Genomic DNA, 16,123 nt, shown 5'->3' with positions numbered 1-16,123 from the left:
AATCCGTCCGATTACAATGTTTGGGAGCCTCAAATTTCCCGATCGGGAAATTTCATTGCCTATACTTTCGTGACGGCGTCTTATATCCCGAACGGGAAAACCGCATGACACTGATCCGCTCCGCGTCAGACCTCGGGCCGGCCTTGCGCGCCGCTCGAAAACGTCTGCATTTGACACAGTCAGAATTGGCGATGGCTGCCGGATGCGGCCTTCGTTTTATCGTCGAGGCCGAAGCCGGCAAGCCCACACTGAGGCTCGATACGTTATTGCGCGTGATCGACGCGGTGGGAGGGCGATTGGTACTCCAAGGCTTGAACACTGAAGAACACCATGATGACGCGTGAATTGGAGGTATGGCTGCAGCGCAGTCGGGTCGGCACCTTGTCGTTGTCGCACGGCCGTTTGCGCTTTGCCTACTCCACCGATTGGTTGCAACGACCCGATGCGCTCGCTCTGTCTTGCTCCTTGCCGCTGCAAGAAGAGCCGTTCGACGATTTTGTTGCCCGGGCCTTCTTCGCTGGTCTGCTGCCCGAGGGACGACTGCGCAGGCTGATCGCACAACAGTTTCACGTGTCGGTCCAGAACGACTTTGCCTTGCTCGACCACATCGGTGGTGAGTGCGCCGGTGCCGTGACATTCGTCGAGCCCGGCCAACCGTTGCCATCGCAGCATCAAGGTTCGGTGCAGTGGTTGGATGACGACGAATTGGCTGCGCTGCTCGATGAGCTGCCGCGCCGCCCCATGCTTGTCGGCAAGGACGATTTGAGGTTGTCGTTGGCCGGTGTACAAGACAAGCTTCCCGTGATAGTCGACGGTCAGCGCATAGGCTTGCCTTTAGGCGGGGCGCCAAGCACACACATCCTGAAGCCGGCTATCGAGGGAATCGAGGACAGCGTAAGCAATGAGGGCTTCTGCATGGCGCTGGCGGAAGCGATGGGCTTGGCAGTGGCGCCCGCGCGGATCAGCATGGTGGGTGCACGGCGCTATCTGCTTGTCGAGCGCTATGACCGCCTCCGGGACGGCTCTGGGCAGATTCATCGGATGCACCAGGAAGATTTTTGCCAGGCGCTGGGTGTGGTACCGGAATCCAAATATCAGAATGAAGGTGGTCCTGATATGGCGCAATGCTTTGCATTACTTCGCCGTGTCGTCCGTCCCTTTGCTCCGGCTGTACTCCGCCTGTTTCGCTATACCGTATTTCATGCGTTGATAGGCAATCACGACGCCCATGCGAAGAATTTTTCGCTGTTGTACCGCAGCAGCGGGCCAGAGCTGGCGCCGCTTTACGACACGTTGTCCACCGCAATCTATTCGGATCTGACACCGAAGATGGCGATGAAACTGGGCGGCAAGTACAAATTCACGGAGCTCTACGTCCAACATTGGGAACGGCTCGCACAAGATGGCGGACTGGCAGTGCCGCCATCTCTAAGGGCAGTGGTTCAGATGGCGGAACAATTGCCTGTGGTCGCCATGCGCTTGCTAGCTGAAAGGGCGGATATTTTCGGCGGGTCGGACGTCGTGGCAAGAATCGTTCGACTGATTGAACAGAGGGCGGCGCTCACCATTCGAAGGCTGTCCAGCGCCGAGTATTGATCCCGCTTTATCGAACTCCGGCCAGCACCCGACCGACCTCCGCCTTCAACGCCGGCAACACTGCCTCGCCAAACCAGCCATTGCGTTGAAACCAGGCGACGTTGCGCGGCGACGGGTGCGGTAACGGCACGACGCCCGGACCAAATTCCGCCCAGTCCCTGACCGTCTCGGTCAGCGATGCCTTGTTCGCCGCGCCGAGGAAATACCGCTGCGCGTGCAGGCCGACCAGCAACGTCAGTTCGATGTTCTTCAGCCTGGCCAGAATCCGGTCCATCCACAACGGCGCGCATTCCGGCCGCGGCGGCTTGTCTCCGCTCGCGGCGCGGCCGGGATAGCACAAGCCCATCGGCACGATGGCGAATCGGGTCGGGTCGTAGAACGTCTCGGCATCGACTCCGAGCCATTCGCGCAGCCGCTTGCCGCTGGCGTCGTTCCACGGGATGCCGGTCTCGTGGACCTTGATCCCGGGGGCCTGGCCGACGATCAGGATGCGGGATTGCGGTGAGGCCTGCAGGACGGGACGGGCACCGAGCGGCAGGTCCGGTTCGCAGGCTCGGCAGGCGCGGACTTCGGAAAGCAGTGTGTCGAGGGGGAGGATACGTTGCGGCTTCATGTCGGATTGTGCTGCGGGGACCGCTCTTGCGCATAGCCACGTTCTGCAGAGGCGCTGTTGCGCGACATGGGGGATGTCGTGATAATCGGCTTTCGCGACATTAGCGACGCAGATGATGTCGCAATTTTCGATATCGCGACACCAAGCGGGTGTTGAAGTGATGCCAAAAACCCTTGCCAACAAGCAATACGAGGTCTTGCTTGACCTTGTATCACACCACCCGGAAGGCGTCGGAATCGAGCAGATCGATGCCGGCCTGCGTGGAGTGGCCACACGTCGCACTGTTCAGCGATGGCTGAACGACCTGATTGCGCAAGGATACCTGCGCCGCGAGCGTGCCGGGCGCGCGACTCGGTATCGCGCGGCGACGATGGTCACTGCGGCGGGCAACGTCAAACTGGAACTCGGACTGACGAGGCGCGGCGAGATCCGCGTGCCCTTGACGGCCGAGGCCGAATCGATTCAGGCCCATGTCCTCCAGCCGTTGGGCCGGCGCCCTGCGGCGCGTTACAACCGCGCGTTTCTCGACGCTTATCGCCCGAACCGGACCTTCTATCTGCCCGAGACCATACGCACGGAGTTGAGGTCGCAGGGAAGCGTGGTGGGCTCGCAGGAGCCTGCCGGGACTTACGCACGCCAGATCGCGAGCCGCCTGTTGATCGACCTGTCGTGGAATTCCAGCCGCCTCGAGGGCAATACGTATTCGTTGCTGGAGACCGAGCATCTGCTGTCCGTCGGCGAAGCCGCGGAAGGCAAGGGCGCAATCGAAGCGCAGATGATCCTGAACCACAAGGAGGCCATCGAATTCCTGTTGGCCAGCGCCGAGGAAATTCAGTTCAACAGCTATACGATTCAGAACCTGCACGCGCTGCTTTCCGAAAATCTGCTGCCGGACCCTGCCGCCAGCGGGCGACTTCGCACCATCGCGGTCGGTATCGGGCAAACGTCGTTCACGCCGTTGGACGGGCCGCAGCGGATTGCAGAGTGCTTCCAGCGCGTGCTGGAGACGGCCGCTGCGATCGACGACCCGTTCGAGCAGGCATTTTTTGCGATGGTCCATTTGCCCTATCTGCAGCCGTTCGAGGACGTCAATAAACGCGTCTCGCGGTTGGCCGCCAATATTCCGCTGATCAAGCACAACCTCTGTCCGCTTTCTTTCGTCGATGTCCCGCAGCAGGTCTATATCAGCGCCATGCTGGCCATCTATGAATTGAATCGCGTCGAGTTGCTGCGCGACGTATTTGTATGGGCCTACCAGCGCTCGTGCGCGCGCTATTCCGCTGTCCGGCAGTCGGTCGGGGAGCCGGACCCTTTCCGCATGCGATATCGAATCCAGATTGGCGAGACCGTGGCCGAGGTGGTGCGCATGACAATGAACAGGATTCAGGCCGTATCGTTTATCCGAAGCCGTGCCGAGCAACTGGCGGAACAGGATCGCTCCCGTTTTGTCGAGGTCGTCGAAACGCAGTTGATGACCTTGCATCTCGGCAGCATTGCGCGGTTCCGGCTGCGTCCCAGCGAATTCGAGCAGTGGGCTGCAGCCTGGAAGTGAGATGACGCGCTAACAGGCATTTCCAGCAACCCGATATTGCAGGTTTTACAATCGACGACGCCTGCACACTCGCGATGATTCCCCGGTTGAAAGGCTTCCAGCCACGGCATGCTTCTTGCCCCGCCTCGGTCATCAGCGAACCACCAAAGGCCCGCATGAAGCCACGGCAAGACGGCCGCAAGGGAGGCAAGGCAATGAAACGCAGCGGCGAGCCCGCCCGGTTGCGCGAAGGACCGGATCCGGCCGACGACAAGACGGCGGCGGGCGGTGCGATATCCGCGCCGCCGGCTGAAGCGCTCACCGGCGAAATCTGGCGCAAGGGCGCCCGTGTCACGCTGCCGGTCCGGCAATTGCGGCCGACGCAGATGACGGTCGGCCTGTATCACGTACAGAGCAAGATGGACGTGACCCTGCGCCATCAGGGCCGCAAGCAGATCGAGCTGATGGAGCGGCATCGCATCCATGTCGTGATCGGGCCGGGGCCGGCGTTCTACGTGATCGACCACCACCATTGGGCGCGCGCCTGGTACGAGCTCGGCATGGAAAGCGTGCCGGCGGTGATCAAGCACAACTGGAGCGCGCTGCCGCCGGATCGCTTCTGGCTGGAGATGGAGGCGCGGCATCTGGTGCATCCGTACGATCAATACGGCGAACGGCAGGGACTGGCGGCGCTGCCCCATTCGCTGGCCGAGATGCGCGACGATCCGTACCGCAGTCTGGAGGCCTTCGCGCAGCTGGCCGGCGGCTACGACAAGGTCAAGCAGGCCTATCCCGATTTCCGCTGGGCGGACTTCTTCCGGCGCCATATCGACGGGCGCCTCGATACCGTGCCGGGGTTTGCGCTGGCGCTCGCGCATGCGGTCAAGCTGGCGCGCAGCAGCAAGGCGCGGGGCTTGCCGGGCCATCTCGATGACAGGGAGGGCGGCAAGCCAAACGCCGGCGCTGCCGGCAAGGGCAAAGGCAAGGGCGCGAAGTCGGGCAAGTCCGGCAAGTCCGACGGAAAGGCGTGATGACGGCACCCGCGCAGGCCCGCTCGATCGCCCCGGCGGCGGCGTTGCCTGAGCGGCTCGATGGCTTGCCCTGGTCCCGCTGGCACTGGCGCGTGGTGATCGCGCTCGGTGTGGCATGGGTGCTCGACGGCCTCGAGGTGACGCTGGTCGGATCGCTCGGCGGCGTGTTGCAGCGGCCCGATACGTTGGGCTTGTCGGCCTCGCAATTCGGCTGGTCGGGTTCGATCTATATCGCCGGCGCCGTGCTCGGTGCGCTGGTCTTCGGCCGCCTGACCGATCGCCTTGGCCGCAAGCGGCTGTTTCTGCTGACGCTGGCGGTCTATATGGGCGCGACGCTGGCGACCGCCTTTTCGCCGAATTTCGCGGTCTTTGCGCTATGCCGCTTCGTCACGGGTCTGGGTATCGGCGGCGAGTACGCGGCGATCAATTCCGCGATCGACGAACTGGTGCCGGCGCGTGTGCGCGGCCGCGTCAGCCTGGCGATCAACGGCAGCTTCTGGCTGGGCGCCGCGCTCGGCGCGGGGCTCAGTCTGGTGCTGCTGGACCCGCGGGTGCTCGGCCCCGAACTGGGCTGGCGCGCGGGCTTCGCGCTGGGTGCGATCCTTGCCATCGCGATCCTGCTGGTGCGGCGCGACGTGCCGGAGAGCCCGCGCTGGCTGCTGACGCATGGGCGGCCGGAGGAGGCGCTGCGCATCGTCGAGCGGATCGAGGCCGAGGTCTACGGTCATTCCGCGCATACCGCTCGCGACGATACGGTGCTCAGGCAAATGCCGCGCACCGCGGGCCAGGCGACGCCATGGCGCGAGGTCGCCCACGTGATGCTGCATCGCTATCGCAGACGCACGGTCGTGGCGCTCGCGCTGATGATCTCGCAGGCCTTCTTCTACAACGCGATCTTCTTCACCTATGCGCTGGTGCTGACGCGTTTCTATGTCGTGCCCGATGGGCGCGTGGCCCTCTATCTGTTCCCGTTCGCGCTGGGCAACGTGCTGGGTCCATTGATCCTGGGGCCGCTGTTCGACCAGGTGGGCCGGCGCAGGATGATCGGCCTGACTTATTGCCTGTCCGGCGTGGGGCTCGCGCTGACCGGCTGGGCCTTCGTGCAGGGCTGGGTCGATGCGCGCGGTCTGGCGCTGTGCTGGTCGGCCGTGTTCTTCCTGGCGTCGGCCGCGGCAAGTTCGGCCTATCTGACCGTCAGCGAAGTCTTTCCGCTGGAAATCCGCGCGCTGGCCATCTCGATCTTCTTCGCGATCGGCACCGGTGCCGGCGGCTTTGCCGCGCCGGCGCTGTTCGGCATGCTGGTCGAGACCGGCAGCCGAGAGGCGGTAGCGATCGGCTATGCGATCGGCGCGGCGCTGGTGATCGTCGCCGGGCTGCTGGCGTGGCGATACGCGGTCGATGCCGAACGCAAGCCGCTGGAGGCCGTGGCCGCGCCGCTGCGCCCATACCGCGAGTAAGCGCCGGCGCACCGCTGTCACGATCACCAGCCGTTGTGCGGCGCGCCGCTGTCGACGCGACGGTGGGCGGCAAAGCGTTGCAGCAGGAAGTCGACCAGCGCGCGGGTCTTCGCCGACAGATGGCTGCGCGTCGGGAACACGATGTAGATATCGGCGTTCGGCAGGCTCCACTCCTTCAGCACCGGCTGCAGCTCGCCGCTGCGCAGTAGCGGTGCCACGTCCCATTCCGAACGGACCAGGATGCCGTGCCCTTCGCGCGCCCAACCCAGCGCCGACTCGCCATCGTTGGTGCTCAGCGCACCGCGCACCTTGACGGTCTCCTGCCGCGCGCCACTGCGCAAATGCCAGGTGCCGAAGGTCTCGTCGCTCTCCCGAATGAAGATGCATTGATGCCGTGTCAGATCCTGCGGGGTGGCCGGTGTGCCGGCCGATTTCAGATATCCGGGCGTGGCGCACAGCAGGCGGCGATTGTTGGCGAGAAGCCGGGCGGTCAGCCGTGCGTCCGGCAACTCGCCGAAGCGAATCGATGCATCGAAACCCTGTTCGACCAGATTGACCGGGCGGTCGCTCAGATGCAGCTGCACCTCGACGCGCGGATGCAGCCGCGCGAACGCCGACAGTGCCGGCGCGATATACCGCCGGCCGAAGCCGAGCGTGGCGCTGATCCGCAGCAGGCCGTGCGGCGTCGCGCCGCTGCCCGCCACGGTGCGCTCCAGCGCCTCCAGTTCGGCCAGCACGCGGGCGCCTTCGACCAGATAGGTCTCGCCCTCCGGCGTCAGGCTGAGCCGCCGCGTGGTTCGTTGCAGCAGGCGCACGCCAAGCCGGCGTTCAAGCGCGGCCAGGCGCTTGCTGACCGCGGGCGGCGTGACGCCGAGTTGCTGCGCGGCGGCGGCCAGGCTGCCGTGCTTGTTGACGGTGGCGAAGAAGGCGAGATCGGAGAAGCCATCCATGAAGGTTTTTGAGACAAGGGGCGATTCATGACTCGCAGTTAATCAAGCATGATCTGCCCGGAAATTATGCTGGTTTGCAGCAATGATACGATGCCTTCCACAACGAGACCAATAACGAAACGAACAACTACTCAACCCCCGGGTGGATGGAGACAACGATGAAACCGCAATTCCTTTGCGCCAGCCTCGCGTTGGCTTTCGGCAGCACGTTTGGCGCCGCGGGCGCGTATGCGCAGGGCTATCCCGAGCGGCCGATCAAGCTGGTGGTGCCGTACGCCCCGGGCGGCAGCGCCGATATCGCGGCACGGCTGGTCGCCGACGAATGGGCCAAAGCGCTCGGCGGCACCATCGTGATCGAGAACAAGGGCGGCGCCGGCGGCAATATCGGCGTCGACGCGGTAGCCAAGGCGGCCGGCGACGGCTACACGATCGGCCTGCAGACCGTGTCGCTGGCGATCAATCCCTCGCTGTTCGCGAAGATGCCGTACGACACGCAAAAGGATCTGGCGCCGATCGGCATGGTGGCGAGCTCCCAGCACGTGCTCGTGGTCAACAACCAGCTGCCGGCCAAGGACCTGAAGGGGCTGCTGTCGATGCTGAAGGCCCAGCCCGGCAAGTACACCTATGGGTCGGCGGGCCCGGGCAGCACCTTCCATATGGCGGCGGAGCTGTTCAAGAGCGTGGCAAACGTACCGATCGAACACATCCCGTATCGCGGCGGCGGTCCGGCGCTGATGGACACCATCGCCGGTCAGGTCAACATGAGCTTCCCGGTGCTGTCGGCCGCACAACAGCAGGTGCAGGCCGGCAAGCTGCGCGCGATCGGCGTGACCGGCCCCAAGCGCTCGCCGCTGATGCCCGATGTGCCGACTATCGCCGAAGCGGGGCTGCCGGACTATGCCTTCGAGACCTGGTTCATGGTCTTCGCGCCGGCCGGAACGCCGCAGCCGGTGATCGCCAAGCTGAACGCCGCGCTCAATACTGCGTTGAACGCGCCGGCGCTGAAGGCCCGCATGGTGCGCGAGGGCTTCGATCCGATGCCGACCACGCCGGAGCAGGCGCGCGCACGCCTCGCCAAGGAAATGCCGCTGTGGGCCAAGCTGATCAAGGAGCGCGGCATCTCGGCGGATTGAACTCGAAATTGCCCGCGACAGAAGCCGCAGAACGTCGCGGCATGACATATCGTCTCACTCGGAACCCTGCATGATTCCCCGCACGCTATATCGCAAGCTGGTCGACTCCCATACGGTCGCCAGGCTGGACGACGACAACGTCCTGCTGTTCTGCGATCTGCATCTGATGAACGAGTACACCAGCCCGCAGGCCTTCGCCGGCCTGCACGAGCAAGGCCGGCCGGTATTGATGCCGGGGCAGAACGTTGCCGTCGTCAGCCATATCATCCCGACGCATCCGTCGACCCAGCCCGGCGCGATCCGCGTGATTGCCGATCCCGCGTCGGCGCTGCAGGCGAGCAATCTGAAGGCCAATTGCGATCGGCACGGGATTGCGCTATTCGATACCAACGACCGGCTGCAGGGCATCGAGCACGTGGTCGCGCCCGAGCACGGCATGATCCGGCCCGGCATGGTGGTCATCTGCGGCGACAGCCATACCACCACCTATGGCGCGCTGGGTGCGCTGGGCTTCGGCATCGGCACTTCGGAGGTCGAGCACGTGCTGGCCACGCAGACGCTGGTCTACCGGCTGGCGAAGGACATGCGGATCCGCGTTGACGGCACACTGCCGGCCGGCACCACGGCCAAGGATCTGGTGTTGATGATCATCGGCCGGATCGGTGCCCAGGGTGCGCGCGGCTATGTGGTCGAGTTCTGCGGCAGCGCGATCGAAGCGCTCAGCGTCGAGGCGCGCTTCACGCTGTGCAATATGGCGGTCGAGGCCGGCGCGCGCGGCGCGCTGATCGCGCCGGACGCGACGGCGATCGACTACGTGCTGCAACGCGCGCCGGATATCGACGAAGCATTGCGGCCGCAGGCGCTGGACGCCTGGGGCGCGCTGCGAACCGATGCCGGCGCGGTGTTCGACGCCGAGCACCGCTTCGATGCCAGCGACGTCGCCCCGCATGTCACCTGGGGCACCAGCCCCGACCAGGTGGTGCCGGTGGGCGGACGCATTCCCGATCCGATCGAGCAGCCCGAAGGTCCCGCACGCCGCAGCACCGAACAGGCCTTGGCCTATACGCGCCTGGAAGCGCGCGCGCCGATCGCCGGCACGCCGATCCAGCACGTGTTCATCGGTTCCTGCACCAATGCCCGCATCGAGGATCTGCGTGCGGTCGCGCAAGTCGTGCGCGGCCGCCGCGTGGCCGACGGTGTGCGCGCAATGGTGGTGCCCGGCTCGGGCGCGGTCAAAGCGCAGGCCGAGGCCGAGGGCATTGCCGCGCTGCTGATGGAGGCCGGCTTCGAATGGCGGCAGCCGGGCTGTTCGATGTGCCTGGCGATGAACGACGATGTGCTCGAGGAAGGCGTGCGTTGCGCGTCGACCACCAACCGCAATTTCGAAGGCCGGCAGGGCAGGGGGGCGATCACCCATCTGATGAGTCCGGCGATGGCGGCCGCCGCCGCCGTGACCGGCCGGATCACCGACGTACGCGCACTGGAGCGCCACCATGACTGAACCGCTTCGCATCGACGGCAAGGCCGCGGCGATCCGCATCGAGAACCTGGACACCGACCAGATCATGCCGAAGCAGTTCCTGCGCGGCATCGATAAATCCGGGCTGGCGCAGGGCCTGCTGTACGACCTGCGCTTCGATGCGCAGGGCCAGCCGCGTCTGCAGTTCGTGCTGAACCGCCCGGAATACGCCGGCACCTCTATCCTGATCGGCGGCTCGAACTTCGGATGCGGCTCGAGCCGCGAGCACGCGGTCTGGGGGTTGCAGCAGTACGGCATCCGCGCCGTGATCGCGCCCAGCTTCGGCGAGATCTTCTATTCGAACGCGATGAACAACCGGCTGCTGCTGGTGATGCTGCCGCCGGAGCAGGTCGCCGCGCTGATGGAGATTGCCGAAGGCAGCGACGGCGGTCCCGTGAGCATCGATATCGATGCGATGCGAGTGCGCGCCGATGGATTCGATGCGGGCTTTACGCTGTCAGGTCGCCATCGCGAGATGTTCCTGCAAGGGCTCGACATCATCGGACTGTCGCTGGCGTATCGGCAGCAGATCGAGGCGTTCGCCGAGCGCCGCTGGGCCGCCGAGCCGTGGACGCGAGACATCGCCGCGGCGACGCGCAGGCGGCTCAGCGGCAGCGCCGGGTAAGCATCGATTGCCTGCCGCCTGCCTATACTCAATGCAGCCCGCCGGCCTTGACCGGTGTCGCGCCGGCGGTGCCAGCGCGGAATTCGTTCCGCCATTTCATGCAGGCAGCGTCAGGAGGCAGCAATGGGACGCAAATATATCGATTGCCGGGAAATTCCCAGCGACACCAAGTGCACTGTGGCGATCAGCGCCGACAGCGAAGACGAATTGCTGGAGGCCGCTGTGCAGCATGCGGTGACGGTCCACCAGCATCAGGATTCGCCGCAATTGCGCGAGCAGATCAGGGCGGCCTTCAAGGAGGGCTCGCCGCCGCAGTGAATCGGGGACGACGCCGCTGAGGGCGTCGCTGCGCCATGACATTTCGCCGGCCCTTGGCCGGCGGTGTCGTTTCTACAGGGCGGCGGCGAGCGCGGCGTTCTCGCGCTTGAGCGTCTCACGTGCGCTGGCGACGGCGCCGCGCCGCGCCTCAAGATTCGCGCCGGCCGCCTCGAGCTCCGCGCGCATCGCGACGAGCCGCGTACGCACCAGCGCGGGCGATGGCCCGCCGGATGCCATGCGGGCGCTGACGCCCTGCACCGGGTCCAGGCAGCGTTGCACCGCCTCGTCGCTCAGGCCGATCGCGCGGCCGATCTGCTCGCGCGCGGCGATATCGACCATTTCGGTGGTGATGCCGTCGGCGGGAAGCCGCGCGTCCAGCGCCTGGCGTACCACGGCGCCGACGATGTGGTGCGCCTCGCGGAACGACAGATCGGCCTCGCGCACCAGCGCATCGGCCAGATCGGTCGCCGCCGAAAAATCGCGGCGCGCACGCAGCAGCATGTTGTCGCGCAGCGGCGTGGCCGAACCGATCACCAGCGTCAGCAGTTTGGCGCTGCGCAGGCATTCGTCGGCGCATTCCCAGAAGCCGCGCATGCTCTCGCGGTTGCCGTCACCGGTGTGCGAGAAGTTCGTGCCCTTGATGGTCGACAGCGCGGCGGTCAGCAGGCCGGTCAGATGGGCGCCCTTGCCCTTCAGGTATTCGAGCACGACCGGGTTCTTCTTCTGCGGCATGATGCTCGACGTGCCGGCCACGCTGTCGGGGAAATCGATCAACCCGAACTCCGGCGTGCACCAGACGAAGTAGTCCTGGGCCACGCGGCTCCAGCCGACCGCCGCGATCGTCATTGCGGACATCATTTCCCAGGCGAAATCGCGCGACGCCACCGCGTCGAGCCCATTGGCGACGCAGCGCGAGAAGCCGAGCAGCCGTGCGGTTTCCTCCCGCCGGATCGGGAAAGCGGTGCCTGCCAACGCACCGGCACCGAGCGGGCAGGCGTCCAGCGTATCGAGCGCACGTAGCAGTCGTTCGGCATCGCGGGCAAACGCATCGGCCAGACCCACCAGGTAATAGCCGTAGGTGATCGGCTGCGCCGCCTGCAGATGGGTATAGCCGGGCATCACGGTGTCGACGTGCTGCTGCGCCATGTTGAGCGTGGTCGTGCGCAGGTCCTGGATCGCCTCCAGTAGAGCCAGCCCTGCGTCGCGCGCGCGCAGCCGGTCAAGGGTCGCGAGGATGTCGTTGCGGCTGCGCGCGACATGCAGGCGCCCGCCGGCGTCGGCGCCTGCGGTTTGCATCAGCTGGGCTTCGTAGTTGAAGTAGGCGTCCTCGCGCGCCGGGTCGAGTGGTACCGCGTCGGGGCCTGCGTGTTCCATCTGCTCCAGCGCCCGTGCAATCCGCGCCGCCATCGGACGCGGCACCAACCCCGCGGCATGCAGCATCAGCAGATGCGCCTGGTTGATGTCGCTCAGGTAGCGGAAGCCGCTGCCGAAGTCGCGGTTGAGCCGCGGCAGGTAGATCAGCTCGCAGACTTCGGGAGCGGTCGCCTGCTGCAGGCGGCGGCTGACTTTGGAAGGCGCGTTGCCGGTGGCATCGGTTGTCGTCGTGTCCATATGGCCGGAAATTCGGTGAGGGATGTTGTGGCTGAGGCCAGTATGGAAATGCACGCCGCATATCGTCAAATCACAATATCAGGTCGGTGCATACGGTTTTGATATACCATCGTCGCGCGCTTTTTCTTCGCCAACGACACGATGAACTTCAAGCAGATCGAAACCTTCCGCGCAGTGATGCTGTCCCGCTCGATGACCGTCGCCGCCGAGCAACTGCACACCTCGCAACCGAACGTCAGCCGCGTGATCGCGCAGCTCGAACGCGAGGCGGGCTTCCGGCTGTTCGAGCGCATCGCGGGCCGGCTGGTGCCGACGGGCGAGGGGGAGGCCCTGTTTCGCGACGTCGAACGCGCCTTCGTCGGGCTGGACACCTTGCGCGATTCCGCTCGGTCGATTCGCCAGGTGGGCACCGGCACGCTGCGCATCGGCGCGGTGCCGTCGATTGCAATGAGCGTGATGTCGCCCGCCATCCGAGAATTCCGCAAACGACATCCGGACGTGCCGATCTCGGTCCATACCAGCGACTCGCCGACCGTCGCGAAATGGACAGCCACGCAGTTCTGCGACTTCGGCGTGGTTTCGTACGCAGCGGATACGCCCGGCGTGGAGGCCAACTCCTTGCGCGAGGTGCAGGGCGTCTGCATCGTGCCGGCCGACCACCGTCTCGCGCGCAAGCGACGCGTCGTCGCCCGCGATCTCGATGGCGAGACCTTCATCTCACTGACGCACGGCGACGGCACGCGCGCCGCGATCGACGCGGCATTCGCCCCCGATGGCCGCAAGCTGACGCTGGAAACGCCATACGCGGCGACCATCTGCACGATGGTCAGCATGGGCCTGGGCGTCAGCGTGGTGAATCCGCTGGTGATCCGCAGCCTGCGCATTGCCGGCGTCAAGGCGCTGCCATTTGAACCGGCGATCGTGTTCAACAGCTATGTGCTGCGCGCGCGGCAGCATCCGGAGCCGGCGCTGGCGGGGGTGTTTCTCGATTGCCTGCGGCGGGCGATTGCGCAATCCAGCTAGACCGGACAAGGTACATCATGCCTAACAAATCGCAGGACGAGTTTATGCATGATTTGCCCCCTCGGTGTACTGCTAACACTGCTCGGAGTCAGGGTGGCGTAACAAATGTCACCTGGTGCGTGGGATCCTAATCCAAGAAGTTCAACTTGGCCTCGTGGACAAGCCTCTCTATTTCGGGCCAGTTTTGATCTTTTGGTATCCAAAGCGAGTGAGTCAGATCGGAGGCTGGCTCCCAGATTAGGTTAAAGGCTGAGAAGTAAACTGGGTAACCGCTAAGCTCACGTATCACATTGGCACCTAATGATAGAACATCATGTAGAGATTCCATTTCGAACACTCTATCCTTGATGCCGTATGTTTTTCCAGTAACAGCAAAGCGGACCCAGAGACAAAGAAGCCTATTCTCGGCAACGAAATACTCCGATAGAGAATTGTTATTGGCAGCCAGTTTGTAAAATATAAAATTACAAGAATCTGCCTCTGAGTTGCTAAGGAAACGATCGAAAAAGGACATTCTCCTGCGTTTGAAGCAATCCGATGGATCGAAATCTGGATTCAGCTTAATAGTGTTTCCTAATGATGTGAGTGCCATATTATTTGCTATTTCCTCATTTTGGCGGTTTGGCTGCCATTCCGATCGAGTCATCACATCATGCAAGCACGTTTCACTCTTACATTGTGGTGCATGCCCTGACAACGGCTCATACCGTTTAAGCGGGCCTGCAGCCCGAGATCAGGCCGCAGGTTGACGAACTCATCGCCGCACCAAGCGCCATTGGGTGGGCCAAATTAGGCTCGGCCATCGCGTTCGAGCATTACACAGATGGACCTCATAGCGCTCGAAGGACCGATTGCCTTGGGGGCCCAGCGCAAAAAGGGTTCCGCAACCTTAGTGTGACGCTGCATCCGGGCTTACAGGGTCGGCTCCGCTAAGCAGCAGCGCTTTTGCACAATTCAAGGCATCCTTAGACCAATCCAGTTCAACACTACGAGTAATTGCAGCTTCATTTGCTTGGGGGCCGGGGAACACTACCTCAAGATGGTCTGGCCCCTTATCTCGACTTAGTAACGCAACAAAACGTCCATCACAATAGATCTCAGCTATCAATTGTTCGTAGTCGACATCACTAGCAATGAGGACTTCAGATTTCTGATGAGAGATCATCTTTGAGGAGGCTCCAAGAATCCGCGTAGACCACCATTTGCGTCGAGTCGCGCACCACGAGCGTCCGGTGCAATCACGGCGCAAGCTGACGGCGGAGACGCCATACACAGCGACGATTTGCGCGATGGTCAGCATGGGCCTCGGCGTCAGCGTGGTGAATCCGCTCGTGATCCGCAGTCTGCGAATTGCCGGCGCCAACGCGCTGCCGTTCCAACAGGCGATCGCGTTTGATAGCTATGTGTTGCGCGCGCGGCAGCATCCGCAGCCGGCGCTCGCGAGGGCGTTTCTAGAGTGCTTGCGGAGGGCGATCGCGTAGTCCTTCACTTGGGGCGCCAAGCTTCGACCATTTTCTCCGCTTGCCGCAATTCCTCTTCCTTCAGCGACCGTCGGAGTTGCATTAACTCTAGTGGTTCCTCCGAGTGCAGTGATTGCAGCGAGTAGAGCCTTAACCATTGATACGCCTTAACGTCGCTCTTCTCGAAGCCGGGCGCACCACGGAAGTACATCTGGCCAATTTCTTGCTGAGCCATAGCATGTCCGTGTTCCGCCGCCGAGATAAACAGCTCCGCTGCGGAGTGGATATCGGCGTCCCCGCCGGGCTCCCTTACCGCCTCCAGCATTTTCACGCCGGCAACAAAGTGTTGCGCTTCAGGTAGGCCGAGCTCGGATGCCTTGTGGCAGGCCGCAATAGCTCTTCTCTGTTCTTGATCTAATTCGGCGATCCCGAGCAATAGGCCGTCGCGCTCTACGCGGTTCACACAATACGCAAACAATGGGGATGCGCAGCTTACATTGTCACAGCTTAGCAATCCCAACGGCTCTCTTGCCTGACAGGGAGCACTAAGGATTGCAAAGCAGGCGAAGAGAACTAACCCTGACCTTCTCATCTTCAATAATACCTTTGTCTATAAGTCAGTATGATCGCGTGATGATTCTATTGAGGACTGAGGTCGAATAGACGAGCCCCACCTCTTGTTTCGGATCCAGAGGAAACCGCCAGTGAGTCGCTCAATGTGAATTTCATTGTCCAAAACTAGGTACGACCTTTCTGCACCCATTGTCACATTGCCAGCAATCTCGCCTGCTTCGATCTGGCCCAAGCAATGGCGTCGGGCGCGGCGATGGGCTCACCAACCTGCGGATCTTCTATAGTCCCGTCAGACATTGCGGCGAGGGCACTCGAAGCTGCGAGGGCTGCGATTATCTCGAAAGGACGCGATCTGGCACAAAACAGGATCGAGAAATCAATTTCCCGCCCCAAATCTAACTGTTTTAGTTCTTCCGCTGAAACGGCGGATGCGTAGTATTCGAAGCCAGAAATTTCATCGTTGATCGAGCAAGGCAGAAAACCCGAGAAGGACTGCACATCAAAGTCCGTATATAGTTTTGCGTGAAATCCAGCTCCGGCGATGGAAGAACCTCATGCTGCAGGTGACGGCATGTCACGCCGCTTCAGGTAAACGACGAAATCCGGGGACATATATCCTTATCACTGCAATGAGGGTGCATTGAAACAACAAACTCTTCGCCCTCCAAACATTCCCGCTGGGC

At 63.2% G+C, this 16,123-nt stretch carries 17 protein-coding genes; 11 read left to right on the top strand and 6 right to left on the bottom strand.

Annotated features, from left to right (window positions below; all coding sequences use genetic code 11):
* The first annotated feature begins 104 nt into the window (after positions 1-104).
* The gene (locus tag LRR16_RS07670) at positions 105-344 is read left to right on the top strand and encodes a type II toxin-antitoxin system Y4mF family antitoxin (protein WP_006575980.1); all 240 of its coding nucleotides are present in this window, start codon (positions 105-107) and stop codon (positions 342-344) included.
* Positions 331-1,596, top strand: coding sequence for a type II toxin-antitoxin system HipA family toxin (locus tag LRR16_RS07665; RefSeq protein ID WP_232205420.1), 1,266 nt, complete (start codon positions 331-333; stop codon positions 1,594-1,596). Before LRR16_RS07670 ends, LRR16_RS07665 begins: the two co-directional genes overlap by 14 nt.
* Before the next feature lie 7 nt (positions 1,597-1,603).
* Here LRR16_RS07665 and LRR16_RS07660 read toward each other — a convergent pair whose 3' ends face one another.
* Complete coding sequence (locus tag LRR16_RS07660; protein WP_232205414.1) at positions 1,604-2,209, bottom strand: uracil-DNA glycosylase family protein; 606 nt, start codon at positions 2,207-2,209, stop codon at positions 1,604-1,606.
* Between the two features lie 112 nt (positions 2,210-2,321).
* Here LRR16_RS07660 and LRR16_RS07655 point away from each other — a divergent pair, with 112 nt between their 5' ends.
* The 3 genes from LRR16_RS07655 (at position 2,322) to LRR16_RS07645 (ending at position 6,228) form a co-directional block, all read left to right on the top strand.
* Positions 2,322-3,761 (top strand): Fic family protein, encoded by a 1,440-nt coding sequence (locus tag LRR16_RS07655; protein ID WP_232205412.1) that lies wholly within the window; start codon positions 2,322-2,324, stop codon positions 3,759-3,761.
* A gap of 155 nt (positions 3,762-3,916) precedes the next feature.
* Complete coding sequence (locus tag LRR16_RS07650) at positions 3,917-4,771, top strand: ParB/Srx family N-terminal domain-containing protein (protein ID WP_232205410.1); 855 nt, start codon at positions 3,917-3,919, stop codon at positions 4,769-4,771.
* Positions 4,771-6,228 (top strand): MFS transporter, encoded by a 1,458-nt coding sequence (locus LRR16_RS07645; protein WP_232205408.1) that lies wholly within the window; start codon positions 4,771-4,773, stop codon positions 6,226-6,228. Before LRR16_RS07650 ends, LRR16_RS07645 begins: the two co-directional genes overlap by 1 nt.
* A 23-nt stretch (positions 6,229-6,251) precedes the next feature.
* Here LRR16_RS07645 and LRR16_RS07640 read toward each other — a convergent pair whose 3' ends face one another.
* Positions 6,252-7,178 (bottom strand): LysR substrate-binding domain-containing protein, encoded by a 927-nt coding sequence (locus LRR16_RS07640; protein ID WP_232205406.1) that lies wholly within the window; start codon positions 7,176-7,178, stop codon positions 6,252-6,254.
* 158 nt (positions 7,179-7,336) lie between these two features.
* Here LRR16_RS07640 and LRR16_RS07635 point away from each other — a divergent pair, with 158 nt between their 5' ends.
* The 4 genes from LRR16_RS07635 (at position 7,337) to LRR16_RS07620 (ending at position 10,773) form a co-directional block, all read left to right on the top strand.
* Positions 7,337-8,311, top strand: a complete 975-nt coding sequence (locus LRR16_RS07635; RefSeq protein ID WP_232205401.1) for a tripartite tricarboxylate transporter substrate binding protein — start codon at positions 7,337-7,339, stop codon at positions 8,309-8,311.
* Between the two features lie 70 nt (positions 8,312-8,381).
* Complete coding sequence (leuC, locus tag LRR16_RS07630; protein WP_232205400.1) at positions 8,382-9,812, top strand: 3-isopropylmalate dehydratase large subunit; 1,431 nt, start codon at positions 8,382-8,384, stop codon at positions 9,810-9,812.
* Complete coding sequence (gene leuD, locus LRR16_RS07625) at positions 9,805-10,455, top strand: 3-isopropylmalate dehydratase small subunit (protein WP_232205399.1); 651 nt, start codon at positions 9,805-9,807, stop codon at positions 10,453-10,455. Before leuC ends, leuD begins: the two co-directional genes overlap by 8 nt.
* Before the next feature lie 123 nt (positions 10,456-10,578).
* A complete protein-coding gene (locus LRR16_RS07620; RefSeq protein ID WP_006575970.1) occupies positions 10,579-10,773 on the top strand; it encodes a DUF1059 domain-containing protein in 195 nt (64 codons plus the stop codon).
* A gap of 72 nt (positions 10,774-10,845) precedes the next feature.
* Here the strand turns inward: LRR16_RS07620 and argH are convergent, their stop codons facing one another.
* Entirely contained in the window at positions 10,846-12,384 is a 1,539-nt protein-coding gene (gene argH / locus LRR16_RS07615) for an argininosuccinate lyase (RefSeq protein ID WP_232205398.1), read from the bottom strand.
* Between the two features lie 141 nt (positions 12,385-12,525).
* Here argH and LRR16_RS07610 point away from each other — a divergent pair, with 141 nt between their 5' ends.
* A complete protein-coding gene (locus LRR16_RS07610; RefSeq protein WP_232205397.1) occupies positions 12,526-13,407 on the top strand; it encodes a LysR family transcriptional regulator in 882 nt (293 codons plus the stop codon).
* Between the two features lie 889 nt (positions 13,408-14,296).
* On the opposite strand, the gene LRR16_RS07605 is transcribed toward LRR16_RS07610, so the two are convergent.
* Positions 14,297-14,707 carry a hypothetical protein gene (locus LRR16_RS07605; protein WP_232205595.1) on the bottom strand — a complete coding sequence of 137 codons (411 nt, stop codon included), beginning with the start codon at positions 14,705-14,707 and terminating at the stop codon, positions 14,297-14,299.
* On the opposite strand from LRR16_RS07605, the gene LRR16_RS07600 reads away from it, so the two are divergent.
* Positions 14,697-14,888: a LysR substrate-binding domain-containing protein gene (locus tag LRR16_RS07600; protein ID WP_370646766.1), complete on the top strand. Its 192-nt coding sequence runs from the start codon at positions 14,697-14,699 to the stop codon at positions 14,886-14,888. The genes LRR16_RS07605 and LRR16_RS07600 overlap by 11 nt on opposite strands.
* Positions 14,889-14,892: 4 nt before the next feature.
* Here LRR16_RS07600 and LRR16_RS07595 read toward each other — a convergent pair whose 3' ends face one another.
* Positions 14,893-15,330: a hypothetical protein gene (locus tag LRR16_RS07595; protein WP_232205395.1), complete on the bottom strand. Its 438-nt coding sequence runs from the start codon at positions 15,328-15,330 to the stop codon at positions 14,893-14,895.
* Between the two features lie 302 nt (positions 15,331-15,632).
* Positions 15,633-15,938, bottom strand: a complete 306-nt coding sequence (locus LRR16_RS07590) for a hypothetical protein (protein WP_232205394.1) — start codon at positions 15,936-15,938, stop codon at positions 15,633-15,635.
* Between the last annotated feature and the right edge of the window lie 185 nt (positions 15,939-16,123).

Source organism: Cupriavidus sp. UGS-1 (assembly GCF_021213615.1).
Classification (GTDB): Bacteria; Pseudomonadota; Gammaproteobacteria; order Burkholderiales; family Burkholderiaceae; genus Cupriavidus.
Note: the sequence above shows the minus strand (reverse complement) of the source record. Positions and strands in the feature narration are given on the sequence as shown.

What these genes read in the sequence shown, in the direction of transcription:
- LRR16_RS07665 (WP_232205420.1), top strand. Translation starts at nt 331, where the DNA reads ATGATGACGCGTGAATTGGAGGTATGGCTGCAGCGCAGTCGGGTCGGC.
- LRR16_RS07660 (WP_232205414.1), bottom strand. Translation starts at nt 2,209, where the DNA reads ATGAAGCCGCAACGTATCCTCCCCCTCGACACACTGCTTTCCGAAGTC.
- LRR16_RS07605 (WP_232205595.1), bottom strand. Translation starts at nt 14,707, where the DNA reads ATGCTGACCATCGCGCAAATCGTCGCTGTGTATGGCGTCTCCGCCGTC.
- LRR16_RS07640 (WP_232205406.1), bottom strand. Translation starts at nt 7,178, where the DNA reads ATGGATGGCTTCTCCGATCTCGCCTTCTTCGCCACCGTCAACAAGCAC.
- LRR16_RS07620 (WP_006575970.1), top strand. Translation starts at nt 10,579, where the DNA reads ATGGGACGCAAATATATCGATTGCCGGGAAATTCCCAGCGACACCAAG.
- LRR16_RS07655 (WP_232205412.1), top strand. Translation starts at nt 2,322, where the DNA reads ATGATGTCGCAATTTTCGATATCGCGACACCAAGCGGGTGTTGAAGTG.
- LRR16_RS07610 (WP_232205397.1), top strand. Translation starts at nt 12,526, where the DNA reads ATGAACTTCAAGCAGATCGAAACCTTCCGCGCAGTGATGCTGTCCCGC.
- LRR16_RS07600 (WP_370646766.1), top strand. Translation starts at nt 14,697, where the DNA reads ATGGTCAGCATGGGCCTCGGCGTCAGCGTGGTGAATCCGCTCGTGATC.
- LRR16_RS07670 (WP_006575980.1), top strand. Translation starts at nt 105, where the DNA reads ATGACACTGATCCGCTCCGCGTCAGACCTCGGGCCGGCCTTGCGCGCC.
- leuC (WP_232205400.1), top strand. Translation starts at nt 8,382, where the DNA reads ATGATTCCCCGCACGCTATATCGCAAGCTGGTCGACTCCCATACGGTC.
- LRR16_RS07650 (WP_232205410.1), top strand. Translation starts at nt 3,917, where the DNA reads ATGAAGCCACGGCAAGACGGCCGCAAGGGAGGCAAGGCAATGAAACGC.
- LRR16_RS07635 (WP_232205401.1), top strand. Translation starts at nt 7,337, where the DNA reads ATGAAACCGCAATTCCTTTGCGCCAGCCTCGCGTTGGCTTTCGGCAGC.
- argH (WP_232205398.1), bottom strand. Translation starts at nt 12,384, where the DNA reads ATGGACACGACGACAACCGATGCCACCGGCAACGCGCCTTCCAAAGTC.
- LRR16_RS07645 (WP_232205408.1), top strand. Translation starts at nt 4,771, where the DNA reads ATGACGGCACCCGCGCAGGCCCGCTCGATCGCCCCGGCGGCGGCGTTG.
- leuD (WP_232205399.1), top strand. Translation starts at nt 9,805, where the DNA reads ATGACTGAACCGCTTCGCATCGACGGCAAGGCCGCGGCGATCCGCATC.